This window comes from Streptomyces sp. NPDC107517, from assembly GCF_055582645.1.
Genome location: NZ_JBVJPM010000027.1, coordinates 1 through 19,226, shown reverse-complemented (window position 1 = coordinate 19,226; position 19,226 = coordinate 1). Strand labels below are relative to the sequence as shown.

15 protein-coding genes and 2 pseudogenes are annotated in these 19,226 nt (G+C 71.6%); 9 read left to right on the top strand and 8 right to left on the bottom strand.

The window, feature by feature from the left end:
* Window positions 1–6: 6 nt before the first annotated feature.
* Entirely contained in the window at window positions 7–1,554 is a 1,548-nt protein-coding gene (locus tag ACZ67T_RS37640) for an AbgT family transporter (RefSeq protein ID WP_469990397.1), read from the bottom strand.
* Window positions 1,555–1,729: 175 nt separating this feature from the next.
* Between ACZ67T_RS37640 and ACZ67T_RS37635 the strand changes: the two genes are divergently transcribed.
* Window positions 1,730–2,941 carry a M20 family metallopeptidase gene (locus ACZ67T_RS37635; protein ID WP_469990396.1) on the top strand — a complete coding sequence of 404 codons (1,212 nt, stop codon included), beginning with the start codon at window positions 1,730–1,732 and terminating at the stop codon, window positions 2,939–2,941.
* A 329-nt stretch (window positions 2,942–3,270) separates the two neighbouring features.
* Entirely contained in the window at window positions 3,271–4,347 is a 1,077-nt protein-coding gene (locus ACZ67T_RS37630; protein ID WP_469990394.1) for a DUF5937 family protein, read from the top strand.
* Between the two features lie 16 nt (window positions 4,348–4,363).
* Here ACZ67T_RS37630 and fahA read toward each other — a convergent pair whose 3' ends face one another.
* The gene (fahA, locus tag ACZ67T_RS37625) at window positions 4,364–5,620 is read right to left on the bottom strand and encodes a fumarylacetoacetase (RefSeq protein ID WP_469990392.1); all 1,257 of its coding nucleotides are present in this window, start codon (window positions 5,618–5,620) and stop codon (window positions 4,364–4,366) included.
* Window positions 5,621–5,736: 116 nt separating this feature from the next.
* Between fahA and ACZ67T_RS37620 the strand changes: the two are divergent.
* Window positions 5,737–5,925: pseudogene (locus ACZ67T_RS37620) on the top strand (hypothetical protein); the annotation flags it as partial.
* 78 nt (window positions 5,926–6,003) lie between these two features.
* Window positions 6,004–6,825 (top strand): Cof-type HAD-IIB family hydrolase, encoded by an 822-nt coding sequence (locus tag ACZ67T_RS37615; protein ID WP_469990391.1) that lies wholly within the window; start codon window positions 6,004–6,006, stop codon window positions 6,823–6,825.
* Between the two features lie 68 nt (window positions 6,826–6,893).
* Here the strand turns inward: ACZ67T_RS37615 and ACZ67T_RS37610 are convergent, their stop codons facing one another.
* On the bottom strand, window positions 6,894–8,894 hold the full coding sequence (locus ACZ67T_RS37610) for a CocE/NonD family hydrolase (protein WP_469990507.1): 2,001 nt from the start codon (window positions 8,892–8,894) through the stop codon (window positions 6,894–6,896).
* Between the two features lie 28 nt (window positions 8,895–8,922).
* Window positions 8,923–10,437, bottom strand: coding sequence for a peptide MFS transporter (locus tag ACZ67T_RS37605; protein ID WP_469990389.1), 1,515 nt, complete (start codon window positions 10,435–10,437; stop codon window positions 8,923–8,925).
* Between the two features lie 224 nt (window positions 10,438–10,661).
* On the opposite strand from ACZ67T_RS37605, the gene ACZ67T_RS37600 reads away from it, so the two are divergent.
* From ACZ67T_RS37600 to ACZ67T_RS37585, 4 genes are all read left to right on the top strand, one after another.
* A complete protein-coding gene (locus ACZ67T_RS37600) occupies window positions 10,662–11,672 on the top strand; it encodes a polyprenyl synthetase family protein (RefSeq protein ID WP_469990387.1) in 1,011 nt (336 codons plus the stop codon).
* Between the two features lie 556 nt (window positions 11,673–12,228).
* Window positions 12,229–13,506 (top strand): LolA family protein, encoded by a 1,278-nt coding sequence (locus ACZ67T_RS37595; protein ID WP_469990386.1) that lies wholly within the window; start codon window positions 12,229–12,231, stop codon window positions 13,504–13,506.
* Window positions 13,507–13,615: 109 nt separating this feature from the next.
* Window positions 13,616–14,572 carry an ABC transporter ATP-binding protein gene (locus ACZ67T_RS37590; protein WP_469990384.1) on the top strand — a complete coding sequence of 319 codons (957 nt, stop codon included), beginning with the start codon at window positions 13,616–13,618 and terminating at the stop codon, window positions 14,570–14,572.
* On the top strand, window positions 14,559–15,461 hold the full coding sequence (locus tag ACZ67T_RS37585) for an ABC transporter permease (protein ID WP_469990383.1): 903 nt from the start codon (window positions 14,559–14,561) through the stop codon (window positions 15,459–15,461). The genes ACZ67T_RS37590 and ACZ67T_RS37585 overlap by 14 nt, the downstream gene beginning before the upstream one ends.
* Before the next feature lie 15 nt (window positions 15,462–15,476).
* Here the strand turns inward: ACZ67T_RS37585 and ACZ67T_RS37580 are convergent, their stop codons facing one another.
* The 3 genes from ACZ67T_RS37580 to ACZ67T_RS37570 form a co-directional block, all read right to left on the bottom strand.
* Window positions 15,477–16,064, bottom strand: a complete 588-nt coding sequence (locus tag ACZ67T_RS37580; RefSeq protein ID WP_469990381.1) for a flavodoxin family protein — start codon at window positions 16,062–16,064, stop codon at window positions 15,477–15,479.
* A gap of 256 nt (window positions 16,065–16,320) precedes the next feature.
* Window positions 16,321–17,352 (bottom strand): EamA family transporter RarD, encoded by a 1,032-nt coding sequence (rarD, locus tag ACZ67T_RS37575; protein WP_469990380.1) that lies wholly within the window; start codon window positions 17,350–17,352, stop codon window positions 16,321–16,323.
* Window positions 17,353–17,467: 115 nt separating this feature from the next.
* On the bottom strand, window positions 17,468–18,325 hold the full coding sequence (locus ACZ67T_RS37570; RefSeq protein WP_469990378.1) for an SDR family oxidoreductase: 858 nt from the start codon (window positions 18,323–18,325) through the stop codon (window positions 17,468–17,470).
* A 92-nt stretch (window positions 18,326–18,417) separates the two neighbouring features.
* Here ACZ67T_RS37570 and ACZ67T_RS37565 point away from each other — a divergent pair, with 92 nt between their 5' ends.
* Window positions 18,418–18,792, top strand: a complete 375-nt coding sequence (locus ACZ67T_RS37565) for a winged helix-turn-helix transcriptional regulator (RefSeq protein WP_469990376.1) — start codon at window positions 18,418–18,420, stop codon at window positions 18,790–18,792.
* Between the two features lie 32 nt (window positions 18,793–18,824).
* On the opposite strand, the pseudogene ACZ67T_RS37560 reads toward ACZ67T_RS37565, so the two are convergent.
* Window positions 18,825–19,226: pseudogene (locus ACZ67T_RS37560) on the bottom strand (2-oxoacid:ferredoxin oxidoreductase subunit beta); the annotation flags it as partial.

Sequence of the window (19,226 nt, the reverse complement as noted above, 5' to 3'; positions counted from 1 at the left end):
AGCCCGTCATCGCACGGGTGCCCCCGGCCCCAGCGGGATCCCGAGCAGCCACCACACGAAGAACAGGACCGTCCACACCACGAGCATGCTGAGCGCCACCGGCAGCGTGCAGGAGACGAGCGTCCCGATCCCGGCCCGCTTCTTGCGGGTCTGGATGAAGCCGACGGTCAGCATGAAGGTCGTCGACATCGGGGTGATGGAGTTCGTGCAGGAGTCCGCGATCCGGTACAGCGCCATGGTCGTGGCGGGGCTGATGTGCAGCAGCATCAGCATCGGTACGAGGACGGGCGCGACAAGGGCCCACAGCGCCTGCCCGCTGGTGATCAGCAGGTTCATGCAGGCGACGGCGGCGATGAGGAGGGCGAAGAGGACGAGTGTCGGAGCGCCCGCGTCGCGGATGGCGTCGGCGCCGCGCACGGCGACGTACGTCCCGATGTTGGTCCACTTGAACAGCGCCACGAACTGCGAGACCGCGAAGAAGATCACGAGCAGCGGTGCGATGGAGCGCAGGCCGTCCGCCATGAAGGCGGGCACGTCGTGGTTGGAGCCGATGGCCCCGGTCAGGCGTCCGTAGACGAAGCCGATGACCAGGAAGAACAGGGCGAGGAAGACGGCGATGTCGTCGAAGAGCGGGGATTCGACGATCGCGCCGTCGGGGGCGCGCAGCGGCGAGTTCCGGGGCAGCACGGCGAGCGCGACCAGGCCCCAATAGGCAAGCGCGGCAAGGCCGGTGAGCTTCAGCGCCCGCACCTCACGGGGGCCGGGAGCCGGGCGGTCCGATTCCACTGCGGCCTCGGCGTCGTCGGGCAGCAGCGTGTGTTCCCGGCGGGCCAGGACCTTCTCGGTGACGTAGGTGATGACGAGCGCGAGGACGATCGCCGAGACGGTCGTGAAGTACATGTTGTCCGTCGGGCGCACGGAGGCGTGCGGGGAGACGGTCTGGGCGGCCTCGGTCGCCATCGCGGCGAAGGCCGCGTCGCCGGGGGCGATGAGGGGGTTGGCGTCTCCGGCCGCATTGATGGAGACGAACGCGACGATCATGCCGAGGACGGGGGAGCGGCCCACGGTCTGGAACGCGATCGCGCCGAGGGGGATCAGGATGATGTAGGCCGAGTCGGAGAGGAACTTCGACAGGGCGCCGGCGAGGGCGACGGCGAGCACCACGTACTTCGCCGAGACCCGCGACAGCGACTTCACGGCGAGCGCCTCGAAGAGGCCGGTGCGCTCCGCGACCGCGACGCCGAGCATCACGATCGTGACGGTGCCGAGTGGCCCGAACGTGACGAAGTTCTGCTCGACGGAGGAGAGGAACTCGCGGGCTCCGTCCACGGTGAGCACGGTCCGCACGGCGACCTGCTTGCCGGTGCCCGGGTCGGCGACGCCGAGCGCGCCCTCGGCCATGCCCCAGCTCGCGACGGCTGTGACGGCGAACAGGATCCAGAAGAGCCAGAAGGGGTGCGGCAGGCGATTGCCCGCCCGTTCGATCCCGCCCAGGAATCTCATGAATCCGTGCGGGGGCGCGGGTGCTGCGGCAGGGGCGTCCACGGCTGCCATCGGTCCCTCCTTCTGTCGTACGTCTGCTGGGGGTGGTCTGCGGTGCGGCGACCCTACGAGCAGCAGGAAGGAGTCTGACCAGGGTTACCTGGCGTGCGGTAATCGGGGCCGAGGAGTGGGACGCCGGCCGCAGTCTCGACGTACGACCCAGCTCATCAGCACGTCAGGAGCCCCCGTGCCCGCCGCTTCCCCCACCCCCGTCCCCGCCGCCACGGCCGCCTCGACCGAGATGCTCACCGCGGAGCTGACCGCCCTGCGCCCCCGCATGGAGGAGGCGAGCCGGGCCGTGCACGGGCGACCGGAACTGAAGTTCGCGGAGTTCCACGCGCGGGACGTACTCACCGGGTGGCTCGGCGAGGAGGGCTTCACCGTCGAGTCGCCCGCCGGCGGACTGGAGACGGCGTTCATCGCGGTGCACCGGACAGGAACGCCGGGCCCGTACGTCGCCGTGCTCGCGGAGTACGACGCGCTGCCCGGGATCGGGCACGGATGCGGACACAACCTGATCGCGGCGGGCGGGGCCGCGGCGGCGATCGCGGCCGTGCGCGCCATGCCCGACCACCCGGGCACGATCGCGGTGATCGGCACGCCCGGCGAGGAGATGGGGGGCGCGGGCAAGATCCGGCTCGCCGAGGCCGGGGTCTTCGAGGGGGTCGACGCGGCGGTGATGTTCCACCCCGCCGACCGCTCCCTGACCACCCGGCACGGCCTTGCCGCCGCGCACCTGCGGGCAGATTTCACGGGAGTCGGCGCGCACGCCGCGAAGTCGCCGTGGGAGGGGCGCAGCGCGCTGGCGGCCGCCCAGCTCTTCCTCCAGGCGCTCGACGCGATGCGCCAGTTCATGCCGCCCACGGCCCGCGTGCACGGGATCGTCACGGACGGCGGGCAGGCCCCCAACGTGGTGCCCGCCCACGCCTCGGTCGACCTCTATGTGCGCGACCGGACGGCGGCCTCCGCCGAGGCCCTGGTCGAACGGGTGCGCAAGGCCGCCCTGGGCGCGGCGCTCGCCACCGAGACCGAAGCCGAGCTGACGGAGACCGGGCCCATGTACGCGGACCGGCGCAACAACTCCGTGATGGCCGAGCGCTTCGGGGACACGGTGCGCGGCCTCGGCCTCGCCGACATCGTGCCCGGTGATCCGGACACCCCGGCGGGATCGTCCGACATCGGCAATCTGTCGCAGCTCGTGCCCGTCATCCACCCTTATGTGCAGATCGCCCCGCACGGCACGCCCAGCCACTCCGAGGCGATGCGCGACGCGGCGGCGACCGGCCTCGCGCACGACCGCGCGCAGATCGCCGCGACGGGCCTGGCCCGGGTGGTCCTGGACCTGACGGCGGACCCGGCGTTCCTGGCGGCGGTCCGGGCGGAGTTCGACGGGGCCTGACCGGACCGGGCGCCCGGGCCGGGCTCTGCGGCGGTCCGCCGGTTCACACCGCCCAGGCCGGGGAGATGGGCCGCTGCATCTGATCGCCGAGGTCGTGCAGTGGGCCGCCGCATCCGACCGCCCAGGCCGGGGAGATGGGCCGCTGCATCTGATCGCCGAGGCCGGGGAGACGGCATCTGATCGCCGAGGCCGTGAAGCTGGCCGCCGCATCCGACCGCCCAGGCCGTGAAGCTGGCCGCCGCATCCGACCGCCGAGGTCGTGAAGCTGGCCGCCCGGTCGGAGCGCCCGGGCCCTAGGCGGTGCGCCGTCGCTCCGTACACTCCGGTTCATGTCGGTCGTCCTCGTACTCGAAGGGGCCACCCCCGCCCACTTCGCTGTCGGGGTGTCCCCGCTCGCCGAGCTGGCCGCGGCCCTGCACGTGCTGACCGAGCGGTCGCATCACCCCGAGCACCGGGCGCTGGCCGAGCGGGTCGTCGCCGCGGCGGGGGACGACTTCCGTGTCGGTCTCGAACGGTTCTCGCCGCTGTGGGCAGCCCTGCGCTGGCGCGGCTTCTACCTCGCGGCCGACGGTGCCCGGCGCACCCTGCCCGAGCAGCTGCACTCCCTCGCCGAGCTGCCGGCCGACCGGTTCGCCGAGCTGACGGCCTACGCCTGCGCCAGCGGCTACCGCGGCTTCGACTTCGCCCGGCTGCGCCAGGAGTCCGGGCAGGCGGACGCGTTGCGGCACGCGGTCTCCGGGCTGCCCGCGTCCCACCGCGCGCTCGCCGCCGACCTGCTGAGCGATCCGGAAGAGGTGCGCGCCGGCCTGCTCGCGTTCCTCGGCCTGTGCCGCTCCGCCTTCTTCGCCGACCTGTGGGCCGAGACGGAACCCGCGCTCGCCGCCGCCGCGCACCGCATGCGCCAGCGCCTCGCCGATGAGGGTCCGGCCCCGGCCCTGGCATCGCTGAGCCCGTCGAGCACCCGCCTCGCCGACCCGCCCCGGGTCGTCTTCGACAAACTGCACCACTCGGTGATCACCCCGGCCCGCACCCAGGTGCTGCTGATCCCCACCCGCTACGGGGCGCCGCACCTGATCGTGAAGAACGAACCGGGGCTGCCGCCCGTCCTGCACTTCCCCGTGGACGCCCCCGAGGTCGGCGTCACCCTGGCCCGGAGCCGCATGCTCGCCCTCACGGACCCGCGCAGGGTGCGCCTGTGCCGGCTCATCGCGCGCCAGCCGCTGACCACGGCCGACCTGGCGGACAGGCTCTCCATGACCCGCCCGCAGGTCTCCCGTCACCTGCGTGCCCTGCGCGACCTCGGCCTCGTACGCACCGAACGCGACGGCCGCTTCGTGCACTACGGTCTCGACCTCGACGCCGTCGAACGCATCGGCCGGGACGTGGCGACGGCGCTCCAGTACTGACCGGGGGCGGTCCTGCTCAGACGCCCGCCACGATCCGCCCGGTCACCTCGCCGAGGCCCACGCGGGTGCTGTCCGGGCCGGGGGCCCACGCCGTCATCGTGACCACGTCGCCGTCCTCGAGGAACGTCCGCTTGCCGTCGGGGAGTTCGATGGGGTCGCGGCCGTTCCAGGTGATCTCGATGAGGGAGCCGCGTGCGTTCTCCGAGGCGCCGCTGATGGTGCCGGAGCCGTACAGGTCGCCCGTGCGCAGGGAGGCGCCGGCCACCGTCATGTGGGCCAGCATCTGCGCCGCCGTCCAGTAGAGGGTGGCGGAGGAGGTCTCGGAGATGACATGGCCGTTGAGGGTGACGGTGATGTGCAGGTCGTAACCGCCGGGCTCGTCCGTGATGCCGTCGGCGGAGGGCGCCGAGTCGTCCAGGTACGGCAGCAGCGGGTACGTGCGCTCCGGGGGCGCCACGCGCGCCTCGTCCAGCGCGTCCAGCGGGGTGATCCAGGCCGAGACCGACGTGGCGAACGACTTGCCGAGGTGCGGGCCGAGCGGCACGGTCTCCCAGGACTGGATGTCGCGCGCCGACCAGTCGTTGAGGAGGCACAGCCCGAACACGTGGTCGCGGTACGCGGACAGCGGCACCGGCGTGCCCTGCGCGGACGGTGTCCCGACGACGAAGCCGAGCTCCGTCTCGATGTCGAGCCGCACCGACGGGCCGAAGACCGGCGCCGGGTCGGCCGGGGCCTTGCGCTGGCCCGAGGGGCGGACCACGTCCGTGCCCGAGACCACGACCGTCCCGGCGCGACCGTGGTAACCCACCGGCAGATGCTTCCAGTTGGGCTTCAGAGGCTCCTCGTCCGGGCGGAACATCCGGCCCAGGTTCCGGGCATGGTTCTCCGAGGCGTAGAAGTCGACGTAGTCCGCGACCTCGAAGGGGAGGTGCAGGGTGACATCGGCGAGCGGGTGCAGCAGAGGGGTCACGGTCTCGCGGTGGGCCGGGACCGTGACCCAGGCCGTGAGGGCGCGGCGCACGTCCGACCAGGCGGTGCGGCCCGCCGCCATGAGCGGGTTCAGGGTGGGGCGGGCGAGCAGGGAGACGTAGGGCGAGCCGAGGGCGGCCGCCGCGGCGCCCGCGTCCAGCACGTACGAGCCGAGGCGCACGCCGACCCGGCGCGCTTCCACGGCCTCCCCCGGCAGGGAGAACACCCCGTAAGGGAGGTTGTGCGGTCCGAAGGGGTCGCCTTCGGGGAGGTCGAGCGGGGTGAGCGGGGTCTGCTCGGACATGCGTACCTGCCTCGCTTTCCGTTTGGGTGGGCCACACGTTACGTGGGAGCGCCGCGTTGGGGCAGTGCCTAAAGAGTCCGTGATGTCCGGAAAAGCCTTGCCCTAGTGGTCACTTCCGGCTCGGCGCCCTGGCGCCGGGCGGCCACGTGGCCTCGGTCCGGGGGCTCCACTTCACGGGCACGCTGGGCGGGTCGTCGTTGGGGCCGGTCACGCGGTTCGTGTGCGGCGCCGAGTTCGCCTCGCCGCGTCTGGCGAAGCACCTCGCGGCGGCCGGCCCACGCGTGAGGCGCCCCGGGCAAGGGTGAACGAGCGGGGCAGAGGACGGGCGACGGAGGGGTGACCGGGCGGAGTGATCCGGGGGAGCGGTCCGTATTCTCTCGATCATGCCCGCTCCGTTTCGTTCCGCTCCGTTCGAACTCATCGCCACAGACCTGGACGGGACGCTGCTGCGCGGCGATGACACGGTCTCCGAACGGACGCGCGACGCCCTCGCGGCCGCGGCGGCCGCGGGGGCCCGGCACCTCGTGGTGACGGGACGGCCCGTGCCTCGGGTGCGGCCGCTGCTCGGCGAGCTCGACGGCACCGGCCTCGCGGTCTGCGCTCAGGGCGCCCAGCTGTACGACGCGGCGACGGACCGCATCGTGTGGTCCCTGACCCTCGACCGCGACCTCGCCGAGCAGGCTCTCGGCAAGATCGAGGCCGAGGTCGGCCAGGTCGACGCGGCGGTCGACCAGGACGGTACGGACGGTCTGACGCTCATCGAGCCGGGCTATGTGATGCCGCACCCCACGCTCCCCGCCGTGCGGATCGAGCGCCGCGAGGAGCTGTGGGCCGAGCCCATCAGCAAGGTGCTGCTCCGTCATCCCCGGCTGAGCGACGACGAGTTGGCGACGGCGGCCCGGGCGGTCGTCGGCGATCTGGCGACGGTCACCATGTCGGGCCCCGGCACCGTGGAGCTCCAGCCGTGCGGCGTCACCAAGGCGACGGGGCTCGCACTGGCCGCCGAACGGCTCGGCCTGACGCCGGAGCGCACGGTCGCTTTCGGCGACATGCCGAACGACCTGCCGATGTTCGCGTGGGCCGGCCACGGCGTCGCCATGGCCAACGCCCACGCCGAACTCAGGGCGGCGGCCGACGAGGTGACCCTGTCGAACGAGGAGGACGGCGTCGCGGTGATCCTCGAACGCCACTTCGCACGACGCTAGCCACGCGCCCCGCCGGCCCCGCAGGGCATGTTCGGCTTGCCTCGTCGGTGTCGCCCGGCACGCTCGGCTCACCCCGCCGTGCGCGGAATCCGCTGCTCCCATGTCCGGTGGAAGACCACCTCGCCGCCGTCCCGGCACACCACCTCGTTGCTGGTGATGAAGTCCGTCGCGTCGCAGGCGATTTCGGAGCGGGTCTTGATCGTCACGTCCCATGCCAGCTCGGGCCGGTGCAGGCGGATCGACCAGTCGGACCGGGTGCGCGCGCTGAGCGGGTCCGCCTCCTGGATGACGTACGTCTCCAGGGCGTCCTCGGTGAATTCGAGGCCGTCGGGGTAGACCCGGGTGCCGCCGTAGCGCGGGTCGACCTCGAGGCGCCATTCGCCCTTGGCGACGTCGCGGACGCAGAGGCGCTCGGGGCGCTGCTCGTCCAGGGTGACCGGGTGGACGACGCCCATCGGCTCGGACTGCTCGGGCCCTTCGAAGCGGATGTCGGCGCCGTTCTCGGCGTCGACCATCCTGACGGGCAGTTCGAGGGTGCTGCCCGTCGGGTCGAGGGTGAAGCCGGCCTCGGATCCGGGCTGCGGCCAGATCCACGGCCAGTACGCGGACGACACCGCGAGGCGGATGCGGTGCCCGGCCGGGAAGGTGTGGCCGATGCCGTTCAGCTCGAAGGAGAACTCGTCCGTGGTGCCGGGGGGCCAGGCGACGGCCTTGTCGCGGCCCTCGCGCGAGGACAGGTTCAGGACGCCGCGTGTGACCAGGGTGGACGAGCCGTCGGGTGCCACGTCGCACACCCGGACGGCGACCTGCCCGCGCGGTACCTCGCTGGTGATCCGCAAGCTGACCTGTGGCCGGCCGAGGACCTGCAGCTCAGAGGGCACCCCGAAGTCGAAGCACGCCGACTTCGCGTCCTCGTCCCGCTGGTCCGGCGGCAGGTCCGCGTCGTTGCCGAAGGGGAAGAAGCGGCCCGCGTCCAGGCCCGTCTGCTGGGGCGACTTCACGATCACGGGCGGGCCCTCAAGGGCGTACGCGAGGGGCGCGACGTTCGGGGACGGCCAGGACGGGTCGCCGACCCAGTGGCCCGGCAGCGTCGGGTAGACGGTGGCGGGCGGGTGCGAGCCGCTGATCCAGGAGCGGAGTTTGGGCTCCGCCATGACGCCGTTGTCGACGCCCTTGAGGTGGTGGTCCCACCAGCGGAGAGTCTCCTGGAGGAAGCCGATCGCGGGGCCCGGCGGCAGGCCGCGGTCCGGGTACTGGTGCGACCAGGGGCCGATGATCCCGCGTACCTGCTGGTCGGGCAGGTTCTCGACCAGCCGCAGGACGGTGTCGCGGTACGGGTCGTGCCAGCCGCCCACCGCGAGGACGGCCGCGCGTACGGCGGTGTAGTCCTCGCAGACGCTGCCGTGCTGCCAGTAGGCGTCGCGTGTCTGGTGGGCGAGCCAGGTGTGGATGAACGGGTCGACCGCTTCGAGGCGCTCGAGCCACATGTCGCGCCAGCCCTCGCCGACGAACTGGGGGTCGGGCGGCCGCGACACGAAGGCGAGCATGGTCGCCGCCCACGCGTGCATGTCCACCGCGAGGACGGAACCTCCCATGTAGTGCACGTCGTTGTCATAGCGGTCGTCCGTTGAGCAGACCGTGACGACCGCCTTGAGCGGCTCGGGCGCGAGGGCCGCGATCTGGAGGGAGTTGAAGCCGCCCCAGGAGATGCCGAACATGCCGACCTTGCCGCTGCACCAGGGCTGTGCGGCCAGCCAGTTGACGACGGCGACCCCGTCCGCGAGCTCCGTCGAGTCGTACTCGTCGCCGGGCAGACCCTCCGAGTTGCCGTGCCCGCGTACGTCGACACGCACGGAGGCGTAGCCGTGGCCCGCGTACCAGGGGTGGCGCTGCCAGTCGCGCGGCGCTGTCCAGTCGCTGAGGCGGTACGGGAGGTACTCGAGGACGGCGGGCACCGGCTCGTCGGTCACCGGACGCCAGATGCGGGCGAACAGTGTGGTGCCGTCCGGCAGGGGTACACGGACGTCCTCGTGGGTCGTCTCGTAGGGGAAGGAGGTGCGGATGGCGATGGCCGGGGTTTCTGACATGGGAGTTACCTCAGTGAACGGGGTGCATGGTCCTGCGCAGCCACGGCGCGAGTGCGATCACGGCCAGGCCGAGGACAACGGCGATGGCGCCGTTGACGCCGAAGTACGCGGGATTGGAGACCTCGCCGTAGAGCTTCACGGTCTGTGCCTGGATGCCGTTGGCGAGAGCGAGCGACAGGAACCAGAGGGACATGGTCTGGCTGGAGAAGGCCTTCGGCGCGAGCTTCGTCGTCGCCGACATGCCGGAGGTCTCCAGGAGGATGTCGCCGAGACCGAGCAGCAGATACGAGCCGACGATCCACCAGGCGGCCATCTTGTACGTGTCCCCGCTGTGGCCCGAGGTGGGGATGACCATGAGAAGGAACGACAGACCGCCCAGGATCACACCGAACGCGATCTTGTTGGAGGCGTGCGGCTGACGCGGCCCCATCCGGGCCCACAGACCGGCGACCACGGGGGCGAGCGCGACCTCGAAGGCGCCGAGCGCGGACGCGTACCAGCTGGCGGGGAAGTGGAAGCCGAGGATCTCGGTCCTGGCGTTCGTCGAGGCCAGCAGGATCATCGTCGAGTACGCCTGGAACAGGATGAAGTTGAAGACCACGGAGGCCAGGAAGAGCACGACGTACGGCTTGAGCCTGCCGCGCTCCTCGGCGGTCACGCGGGGGCTGCGGAACATGACCGCGAAGTACACGACCGGCGCGATGACCGAGATGACCGTGAGGACGTCCACGAAGCGGTCCATCGTGAGCCGGCCGGCCCGGACGAGGATCACGGCGAGTACGGCGACGACGACCGCGCCCGCGATGATCATCCGAACCGCGCGTCGCATCCCTTCGGGCGGCAGCGCGTACTCGGCGGCGTGCTTGCGCCCGGCCAGGTGACGTCGCCCGGCGACGTACTGGACGAGTCCGAGCGTCATGCCGATCGCGGCGGCCGAGAAGCCCCAGTGCCAGCCCTTGTGGTCGCCGAGCCAGCCGGTGATCAACGGGCCCGCGAAGGCGCCGATGTTGATGCCCATGTAGTACAGCGCGAAGCCGGCGTCGCGGCGCTCGTCGTCGGTGCGGTAGAGCTTGCCGACCATGGTGGCGACATTGGGTTTGACCAGGCCGGTTCCCGCGCTGATCAGGCCGAGGCCGACCCAGGTCATGGCCGCCGTCGGCACCGCCATCGCGTAGTGGCCGCAGGCGATCAGGATGCCGCCGTACAGGACCGCGCGGTACGAGCCGAGGATCCGGTCGGCGAGCCAGCCGCCCCCCACCGAGACGAGGTAGACGAGCGTTCCGTACGCTGCCGATACGGAGGCCGCGGTCCCCGCGGACATGCCCAGGCCACCGTGTGCCACCGTGTCCGCGAAGTAGAGGACGAGGATGGCCTGCATGCCGAGGAACGAGAAACGCTCCCAGACCTCGAGGCCCGACAGCGTGAGCAGGCCGCGAGGCTGGCCGAAGAACGCGTGGTCGTCGCCCGGCGGCGGCTGGTCGCTCAGCGGTTCGTTCGGCTCGGCCTCGGCCGTGGTGCGGGACAAAAGCAAGACTCCCGGTCTACTCGGTCGTATGAGCTGATCAAGAACATACCGGGGGTGTTCGTGGGTCGCTCGGCCTGGTCTGTGCGGGCAGGCCCCCACTGTGATCGAAACGCGACCGGATACGCTGACTTGAGTGATGGCAGCGACACATCGACAAACCGTGTCATCGACCAAATGATCGACCGAGTTCGCCATGTGATCGTCAGCAGACAGGAGAACCTCTCGTGACCGTCGTCGGGACTTTCGGTCTTAGCGTGCGGGACCAGGCTCTCGAAGCCGATGTCCAGGCCGGGTTGGCGGCTGTCGAGGAGGGTCTGCTCGAGGCGACGAAGAGCGGGGTCCCCTTCATCACGGAGGCCGCGCAGCATCTCGTCCGTGCGGGCGGCAAGCGCTTCAGGCCCCTCCTCGCGATGCTCGCCGCTCAGTTCGGCGATCCGTACGCGCCGGGTGTCGTGCCCGCCGCCGTCGTCGTCGAGCTCACGCACCTCGCGACGCTCTACCACGACGACGTGATGGACGAGGCCGACGTGCGCCGCGGCGTCGACAGCGCCAACACCCGCTGGGGCAACTCCGTCGCGGTCCTGACCGGCGACTTCCTCTTCTCGCGCGCCTCGCACATGCTGGCCGACCTCGGGCCCGAGGCCGTCCGCATCCAGGCGGAGGCCTTCGAACGCCTCGTCACCGGGCAGATCCTGGAGACGGCCGGACCGCGCGACGGCCGCGACCCGGTCGACCACTACCTCGATGTCCTGGGCGGCAAGACCGGCTCGCTGATCGCCGTGGCCGTGCGGTTCGGCGCGATGATGTCGGGCGCCGACGAGCGCATCGTGGACGTCCTCGCCCAGTACGGCGAGCGGCTCGGCGTCGCCTTCCAGCTCGCCGACGACGTCCTGGACATCGCCTCCGACTCGCACGAGTCCGGCAAGACCCCAGGCACCGACCTGCGCGAGGGCATCCCCACGCTGCCGGTCCTTCGGCTGCGCGAGCGCGCCGAGCAGCTCGGCCTGCCCGAGGACCGCGCCCTGTGCGAGCTCCTCGACTCCGACCTGACGGACGACGCGCGCCACGCCGAGGCGCTCGCGCGACTGCGTGTCCACCCCGCCCTGGAGCAGGCCCGCAAGGACACAGTGCGGTACACGGAGGAGGCGCGGGCGACCCTCGCGCCGCTGCCCGAGTGCGACGCGAAGGCGGCTCTCCTGGAGCTGTGCGACGCGGTGGTGCACCGGGCGGGCTGACGCCCACGCCCTCCCGCCTCACCGGGCCGCCGCGCGCGGGCCGGTGAGGTCTGCGGCCGTTGCCGCGCGACCCGGGACCGTGGTCCTTGCGGTGTTCCGCTCGACCGGACCGCGACGTGAGGCGGACCGGCAAGCGGCGCGGGCTCCTCTTTGGCACCGTCGGGATCCTGCGCCTGAACACTGCCGAGATCCTGCGCCTGAACACCGTCGGGATCCTGCGCCTGAACACGGTCGGCGGGGTCGCCCCGGCGGGCCGTTGCGATCCCGGCACGGCCGTCGGCGTGCGGTACCGGGCCGACTACGTGTTCGTGTCGTGCAGCGCTGACCGACCCGCGCAACCGGCGGCGTCTCCCCTACGGGATGGGGGCGCCGCCGCCCTCTCGTGTCATACCGCGGGAGTACGCGGAGTTGATCCTGGGGTCTGACGCTTCCGCCCGGCCGATTTGGTCAGATTGATAGCACCACTCCCGACCAGTTCGGGTGAGAATGGCGGCTTGGGGTGGACAGACGAGCAAGGACGGTAGGCCGCCGCCCAACACGGAGGTAGGGCAACGACATGGCACCGTACGAATCCGAAAGCGCCGGCCGTCGCAAGGCGACCCGCTATGTGGTCCCGGTCGCGGTGGTGGGGGTGGCCGCGGCGACGATCGGGCTCGTCCCGGCGCTGGCCGACTCCGGGAACCCCGATCTGCCGAAGCTCAGCGCGCAGCAGCTCATCGAGAAGATCGCCAAGTCGGACGTGCAGCAGATGTCCGGCACGGTGAAGATCTCCACGGATCTCGGACTTCCGTCCCTGGGCGGTATGGCGGGCGGCTTCACCCCGGGCGCCGGCGGTTCCCCGGACGGCGGGGACGCCAAGGCGGGCTCGTCCGCCGACCCGCAGTCCAAGCTGATGGAGCTCGCTTCCGGCACGCACACGCTGCGCGTCGCGGCGGACGGCCCCGACCGCCACAAGCTGTCGGTCCTGGGCGACGCGTCCGAGTACAGCGTGATCCACAACGGCGACGAGGTCTGGGCCTACGACAGCGCGTCGAACGAGGCGTACCACGCCAAGGACGCCGCTGCCGCCGGTGACCGGGCCGAGAAGCACCGCAAGGGCGAGGCGCCGAAGGGCGTCCCGGCCACGCCCAAGGAGCTCGCGGACGAGGTCCTGAAGGCGTCCGGCAAGACGACGTCGATCTCGGTGGAGGGCACCTCGCAGGTCGCGGGGCGCGACGCGTACAAGCTGCTCGTCAAGCCGAAGCAGGCCGGTTCGACGGTCGGCGGGATCACCGTCTCGGTGGACGCGAAGACCGGTGTGCCGCTGAAGTTCACGCTGACGCCCGCGGGCGGCGGCAAGGCGGTCGTGGACGCGGGCTTCACCAAGGTGGACTTCGCCAAGCCGGCCGCTTCGACGTTCGACTTCACTCCGCCGAAGGGCACCAAGGTCACCGAGGGCGACGACCTCAAGGCGCAGGACAAGTCCCACGCGCCCAAGGACCTGCCGAAGGACCTTCCCAAGGACCTGCCCAAGGGGATGCCCAAGGAGCTGGGGGACGCTCAGGGCGGCGGCATGAACGACATGAAGGTCATCGGTGAGGGCTGGACGTCCATCGCCGCGCTGAAGCTGCCCGGCGGGCAGGGCCTGCCGACGGGCGGCTCGGGCTCGGGCGACGTCCCGCCGGAGGCGCAGAAGTTCATGGACGCGCTCGGCGACCATGTGACGGGCAAGTTCGGCTCGGGCACGGTCTTCTCGACCCGCCTGGTCAACGCGCTGATGACGGACGACGGCAAGGTCTACGTGGGCGCGGTCACCAAGGACGCGCTCGTGAAGGCGGCGAACGCGGCGCAGTAGCCGTACGCGGCACGAGAGTTGGCAGGCAGGAGTGGAGGCGCCGGTCCCGGTGCCTCCACTCCCGCACTCCACCAGAACCGACGGGCACGACGGGCACGACGGGAGCGAGATGGCGGCGAGCACTGCCGAGGAGTCCGTGATCGAGACGCGGGCCCTCACCAAGCGCTACGGCGGCGACCGGCCGGCGGTCGACGGCCTCGACCTCACCGTCCCCGCCGGCAGCGTCTTCGGCTTCCTCGGGCCGAACGGCTCGGGCAAGACCACCACCATCCGCATGCTGATGGGCCTGATCGAGCCGACGTCCGGCGCGGCCAGCGTCCTGGGCCGCCCCATGCCCCGTGCGACCCGTACGGTCCTCCCGCACGTCGGCGCGCTCATCGAGGGCCCCGCCCTGTACGGGTTCCTGTCCGGCCGGGACAACCTGATGCGGTACGACTCCGCTGACCCGGCCGCCGACCCCCGCACCCGTCGCGCCCGCGTCGCCACCGCCCTCGACCGGGTGGGTCTGACGGCCGCCGCGGGCAAGAAGGCGAAGGCGTACTCGCTCGGCATGAAGCAGCGTCTCGGGCTCGCGGCCGCGCTGCTCCAGCCCCGCAAGCTCCTCGTGCTCGACGAGCCGACGAACGGCCTCGACCCGCAGGGCATGCGTGAAATCCGTTCCCTGGTACGGGAGCTGGCGTCGGACGGCACGACCGTCTTCCTCTCCTCGCACCTCCTCGACGAGATCGAGCAGGTCTGCACGCACGCGGCCGTGATGGCGCGCGGCCGGCTCATCACACAGGGCCCGGTCGCCGAGCTCGCGGCGGGGGCCCGCGGCCGGCTCGTGGTCACGACCCCCGACCCGGGCGACGCGGCGCGCGTCCTGAAGGAGCGGGGCATAGCGGACCTGACCGTGACGGACGACCAGGTGACGGGCGAGCCGCCCGGTCCCGGCACGGACCTCGCCGAGCTGAACGCCGCGCTGGTCACCGCGGGCGTCCGCGTCCGCGGCTTCGGACTCGAACGGGCTTCGCTGGAGGACGCGTTCGTGGCCCTGACGGGAGAGGGATTCGATGTCGCAGGCTGAGGCCACGGCCGCCGCCGTCACCGCCGCCAAGGACGCGGCGCCCGTGCGGAAGAGGATCTGGACGCTCGGCCTGTTCCGGAGCGAGCTGGTCACCACGTTCCGCCGCTGGCGCACGGTCGCCCTGCTCGCGGTCCTGGCCGGGGTGCCGATCCTCGTCGGGATCGCCGTGAAGATCGAGACGAGCGGCGGTTCACCGGGTGCGGGCGGCGGCGGGGGAGGGCCCGCGTTCATCGCGCAGATCACCAACAACGGCCTGTTCCTGGTCTTCACCTCGCTCGCCGCGACGCTCCCGTTCTTCCTGCCGATGGCGGTCGGGGTGATCGCGGGCGACGCGATCGCCGGCGAGGCGAACGCGGGGACGCTGCGCTATCTGCTCGTCGCCCCCGCGGGCCGCACCCGTCTGCTGCTCACCAAGTACGCGACGACGATGACGTTCTGCCTCGTCGCGACATTGGTCGTGGCGGTGACGGCGCTCGCCACCGGCGCCCTGCTCTTCCCGCTCGGCGACCTCGTCACGATCTCCGGCACCCGGATCGGCTTCGGCGAGGGACTCGTGCGGGCGCTGCTGATCGCCCTCGTCGTGGCCGCGTCACTCGTCGGGATCGCCGCGCTCGGACTGTTCGTCTCGACGCTCACGAACAGCGGCATCGCGGCGATGGCGACGACGGTGGGCCTGCTCATCACCGTCCAGATCCTCGACCAGATCCCCCAGCTGCACGCGATCCAGCCGTACCTGTTCTCGCACCGCTGGCTGTCCTTCGCAGACCTGATGCGCGAGCCGGTCTACTGGGACGACCTGCTCAAGAACCTGGGCCTCCAGGGCCTGTACGCGGCCGTGTTCGGCTCGGCGGCGTGGGCGCGCTTCACGACGAAGGACGTCACGGCGTAGCCGACCTCCGCACTCCTACGCCTCGTACGGGAAGCGGGCGATCTCCGGCTGCCGTTCGGGCGCGAAGAACGTCTTGGCGCGCAGCAGCGCCTGCTCGTCCTTGAGTACGTCGCCGGGCTTGCTGCCGTTGCCGAGCAGGACGCCGCCGAAGCGCATGCCCATGTACGCGGCCGAGTTGCGCAGCGTGCCGACCAGCGGGTCCGCGACGACCTGCTCCTCGTGGGCGAGCGCCGTCACGCCCCACAGGGTGCGCCCCGCGAGGGTCGCCTTGAAGTCGATGCCGGGGGTGCGCAGCCAGCCCGACCAGTGGTCGAGGTAGCGCTTGGTGGGGGCCGAGACGGAGTACCAGTACAGCGGCGACGCGATGACGATGTCGGTGGCTTCGAGGGTCGCGTCCAGGAGCAGCGCCGTGTTGTCGCCGGCGGGCCGGGTGTGGTCGCTGTCGTGGCGGAGGTCCTCGAAGTCGGGGAGCGGGTGCTCGGCGAGGTCGATCCACCGCTGCCCGACCTCGGGGGAGAGCTGCTCGGCGGCCTTGCGGGCCAGGATCTCGGTGTTGCCTTCGCCGCGGCTGCTGCCGAGCAGGAAGAGGAACGTGCGGGACATGGGGCACTCCGGGGTCGGTTGGTCGCGCCGATTACCTGCACGTGCAGTTTATGCATGTGCAAGTAAAACTGTCCAGGGGAGCCACGGGGGCCGACGCGGCCCGGGGCCGCGCCCGCGCCGGCTCTCGGCGGTGACCGCGGTGTACGGGATCGCCTCGAAGCGTGCCGGCGCGGCCGGCACGCTCTCCGCCTTCCGCGCGGCCCTCAGGTGGCGGTGGTGATGGTGACGCCGGGCGCGCTCGTGTCGGCGCGCGGGATCAGGCGGCCGGCTCGCGCCGCGGATCCGTCTGCGGCTGGGGCTGCGCCTGGGGATTCGTCGTGGACTCCGGCACCGTCTCCGGAGCCGTCACCCGCGCCTCCTGCTCGGCGAGCGCGATCCGCCCTCGCCGGGCCGTCCGCAGGGCGTCCCACGTCAGGAGCGTGAGCGCCACCCATACGAGGGCGAAGCCCGCCCAGCGTTCGGCGGGCATCGCCTCGTGGAAGTACAGGATGCCGAGCAGGAACTGGAAGACCGGCGCCAGGTACTGGAGCAGCCCCAGTGTCGACAGGGGTACGCGGATGGCGGCGGCGCCGAAGCAGACCAGGGGGATCGCGGTGACCAGGCCCGTCGCCGCGAGCAGCGTGGCGTGCCCCGGGCCGTTGCCGAACGTGGACTCGCCCTGCGCCCCGATCCACAGCAGATAGGCGAGCGCGGGCACGAACTGGATCGCGGTCTCGGCGGCGAGCGACTCCAGGCCGCCGAGGTTCACCTTCTTCTTCACCAGGCCGTACGTGGCGAAGGAGAAGGCGAGGCAGAGGGAGATCCAGGGCGGCTGCCCGTATCCGAAGGCGAGGACGAGGACCGCGGCGAGGCCGATGCCGACCGCCGCCCACTGCGCGGGCCGCAGCCGCTCGCCCAGGAGCAGGACGCCCATGGCGATGGTGACCAGCGGATTGATGAAGTAGCCGAGCGACGCCTCGACGACATGGCCCGCGTTCACGGCCCATATGTAGACGCCCCAGTTGACCGTGATGACGGCGGCGGCGACCGTGACGAGCGCCAGCCTGCGCGGGTTGCGCAGCAGCTCACCGGCCCAGGCCCAGCGGCGTACGCAGAGCAGGGCGATGCCGACCACGGCCAGCGACCACACCATGCGGTGGGCGAGGATCTCACCGGCGCCGGCGGGCTTGAGCAGGGGCCAGAACAGGGGCACCAGGCCCCACATCCCGTAGGCCGCGATGCCGTTCAACAGTCCTGTGCGCTGTTCGCTCCTCGACTGCCCAGCCTCCACGGCCCCTCCTTCACCCATGCGGACGCCCCGTGGCGGCCACCCATGAAGGTAGCGCCGCGGGGCACCGGCTGTCATGTCCGTATCTCTATACGGTCATGACAGGACGTCCGTGCAGGTGGGAGACCGTCCGTTCTCAGGCGAGCGCGGCCTTGATCGCGTCCGCGAGCGGGGTCGTCGGGCGACCGGTCAGCCGGGACAGGTCGCCGCCGGTGCCGGCGAGCAGGCCCTGTTCGATGGCGGTGTCGACGCCCACGAGGATGTCGGCGAAGGGTGCGGGCAGTCCGGCGCCGAGCAGGATCTCCCGGTTCCGCTCGGGCGTGACGGCGTTGTACGCGATCGTCCGGCCGGTCTGCTTCGACAGCTCGGCGGCGTACTCGGCGAAGGACCAGGCGACGTCGCCGCTCAGCTCGTACGTCTTGTTCTCGTGGCCCTCGCCGGTGAGGACCGCGACCGCGGCGGCGGCGTAGTCGGCGCGGGAGGCGGAGGCGACGCGGCCCTCGCCCGCGGAGGCGGTGACGACGCCGTGCTCCAGGACCGGGGCGAGGTTCTCGGTGTAGTTCTCGTGGTACCAGCCGTTGCGCAGGAACGTGTACGGCAGACCGGAGTCCAGGATCGCCTGCTCGGTCACCTTGTGCTCGGCCGCCAGGTCGAAGTCGGCCTCGGGCCCGCCGAGGACGCCGGTGTACGCGAGCAGCGCGACGCCCGCGCCCTTCGCGGCGTCGATCACGGCCTGGTGCTGCGCCACGCGCTGCCCGACCTCGCTGCCGGAGATCAGCAGGACCCGCTCCCCGGCGGCGAAGGCGCCGGCCAGCGTCCCGGGCGCGCTGTAGTCGGCGATCCGCAGCTCGACGCCGCGGGCGGCGAGGTCGGCGGCCTTGTCCTTGTCGCGGACGACGGCGGCGATGCTCTGCGCCGGTGCACCGGCGGCGAGGAGGCCGTCGACGACGAGACGGCCGAGGTGTCCGGTGGCTCCGGTGACGACGATGCTCATGCCAGGAATCTCCCTTGGTGACTGGTTATGGCGCTGAGCCTACGCACGGCGCTAACTATTGGAAAGTACCCACTTTGAAGTAAGGTACTGGCATGGCAGTAAGTAAGTGGGGTGCCGACGGCGAGGAGCTGTGCCCGTACCGGCTCGTGCTCGAACACGTCACCAGCCGCTGGGGCGTCCTCGTCCTGATCGCCCTCGAGGAGCGCTCGTACCGGTTCAGCGAGCTGCGAAGAGAGATCGGCCGCGTCAGCGAGAAGATGCTCACGCAGACACTCCAGACCCTGGAGCGCGACGGCATGGTGCACCGCGACGCGAAGCCCGTCATCCCGCCACGCGTGGACTACTCGCTCACCGATCTCGGCCGCGAGGCGGCGGAACAGGTGAGAACGCTCGCGATGTGGACGGAGCGCCGCATGGAAGCGGTGACGGAGGCCCGAGCGGCATACGACGAAACCCGCACCCCCTGAGGGGCGCGGGCTGTGTCATCGGGCGGATCCGCCTAGCCGACCACGGTCCAGGTGTCGCCGCCGGCGAGCAGTGCGCCGAGGTCGCCCTTTCCGTTCTGTTCGATCGCCTCGTCGAGCTGGTCGGACATCTGCACGTCGTAGACGGGCCGCTCGGCGGAGCGGAAGACGCCGATGGGGGTGTGGTGCAGGGTGTGCGGGTCGGCCAGTCGGGACAGGGCGAACGCCGTCGTGGGCGAGGCCGCGTGTGCGTCGTGGACGAGGATCTGTGACTGGTTGTCCTCGCTCACGTCGACGACCTCCAGGTCACCGGTTCCCGGGTTGCGCACGACGCCCTGGGCGAGGTCGGTGCCGAAGCGGATCGGCTGCCCGTGCTCCAGGCGGATCACCGCCTCCTCGGCCTGCTGCTTGTCCTTGAGGACTTCGAAGGCGCCGTC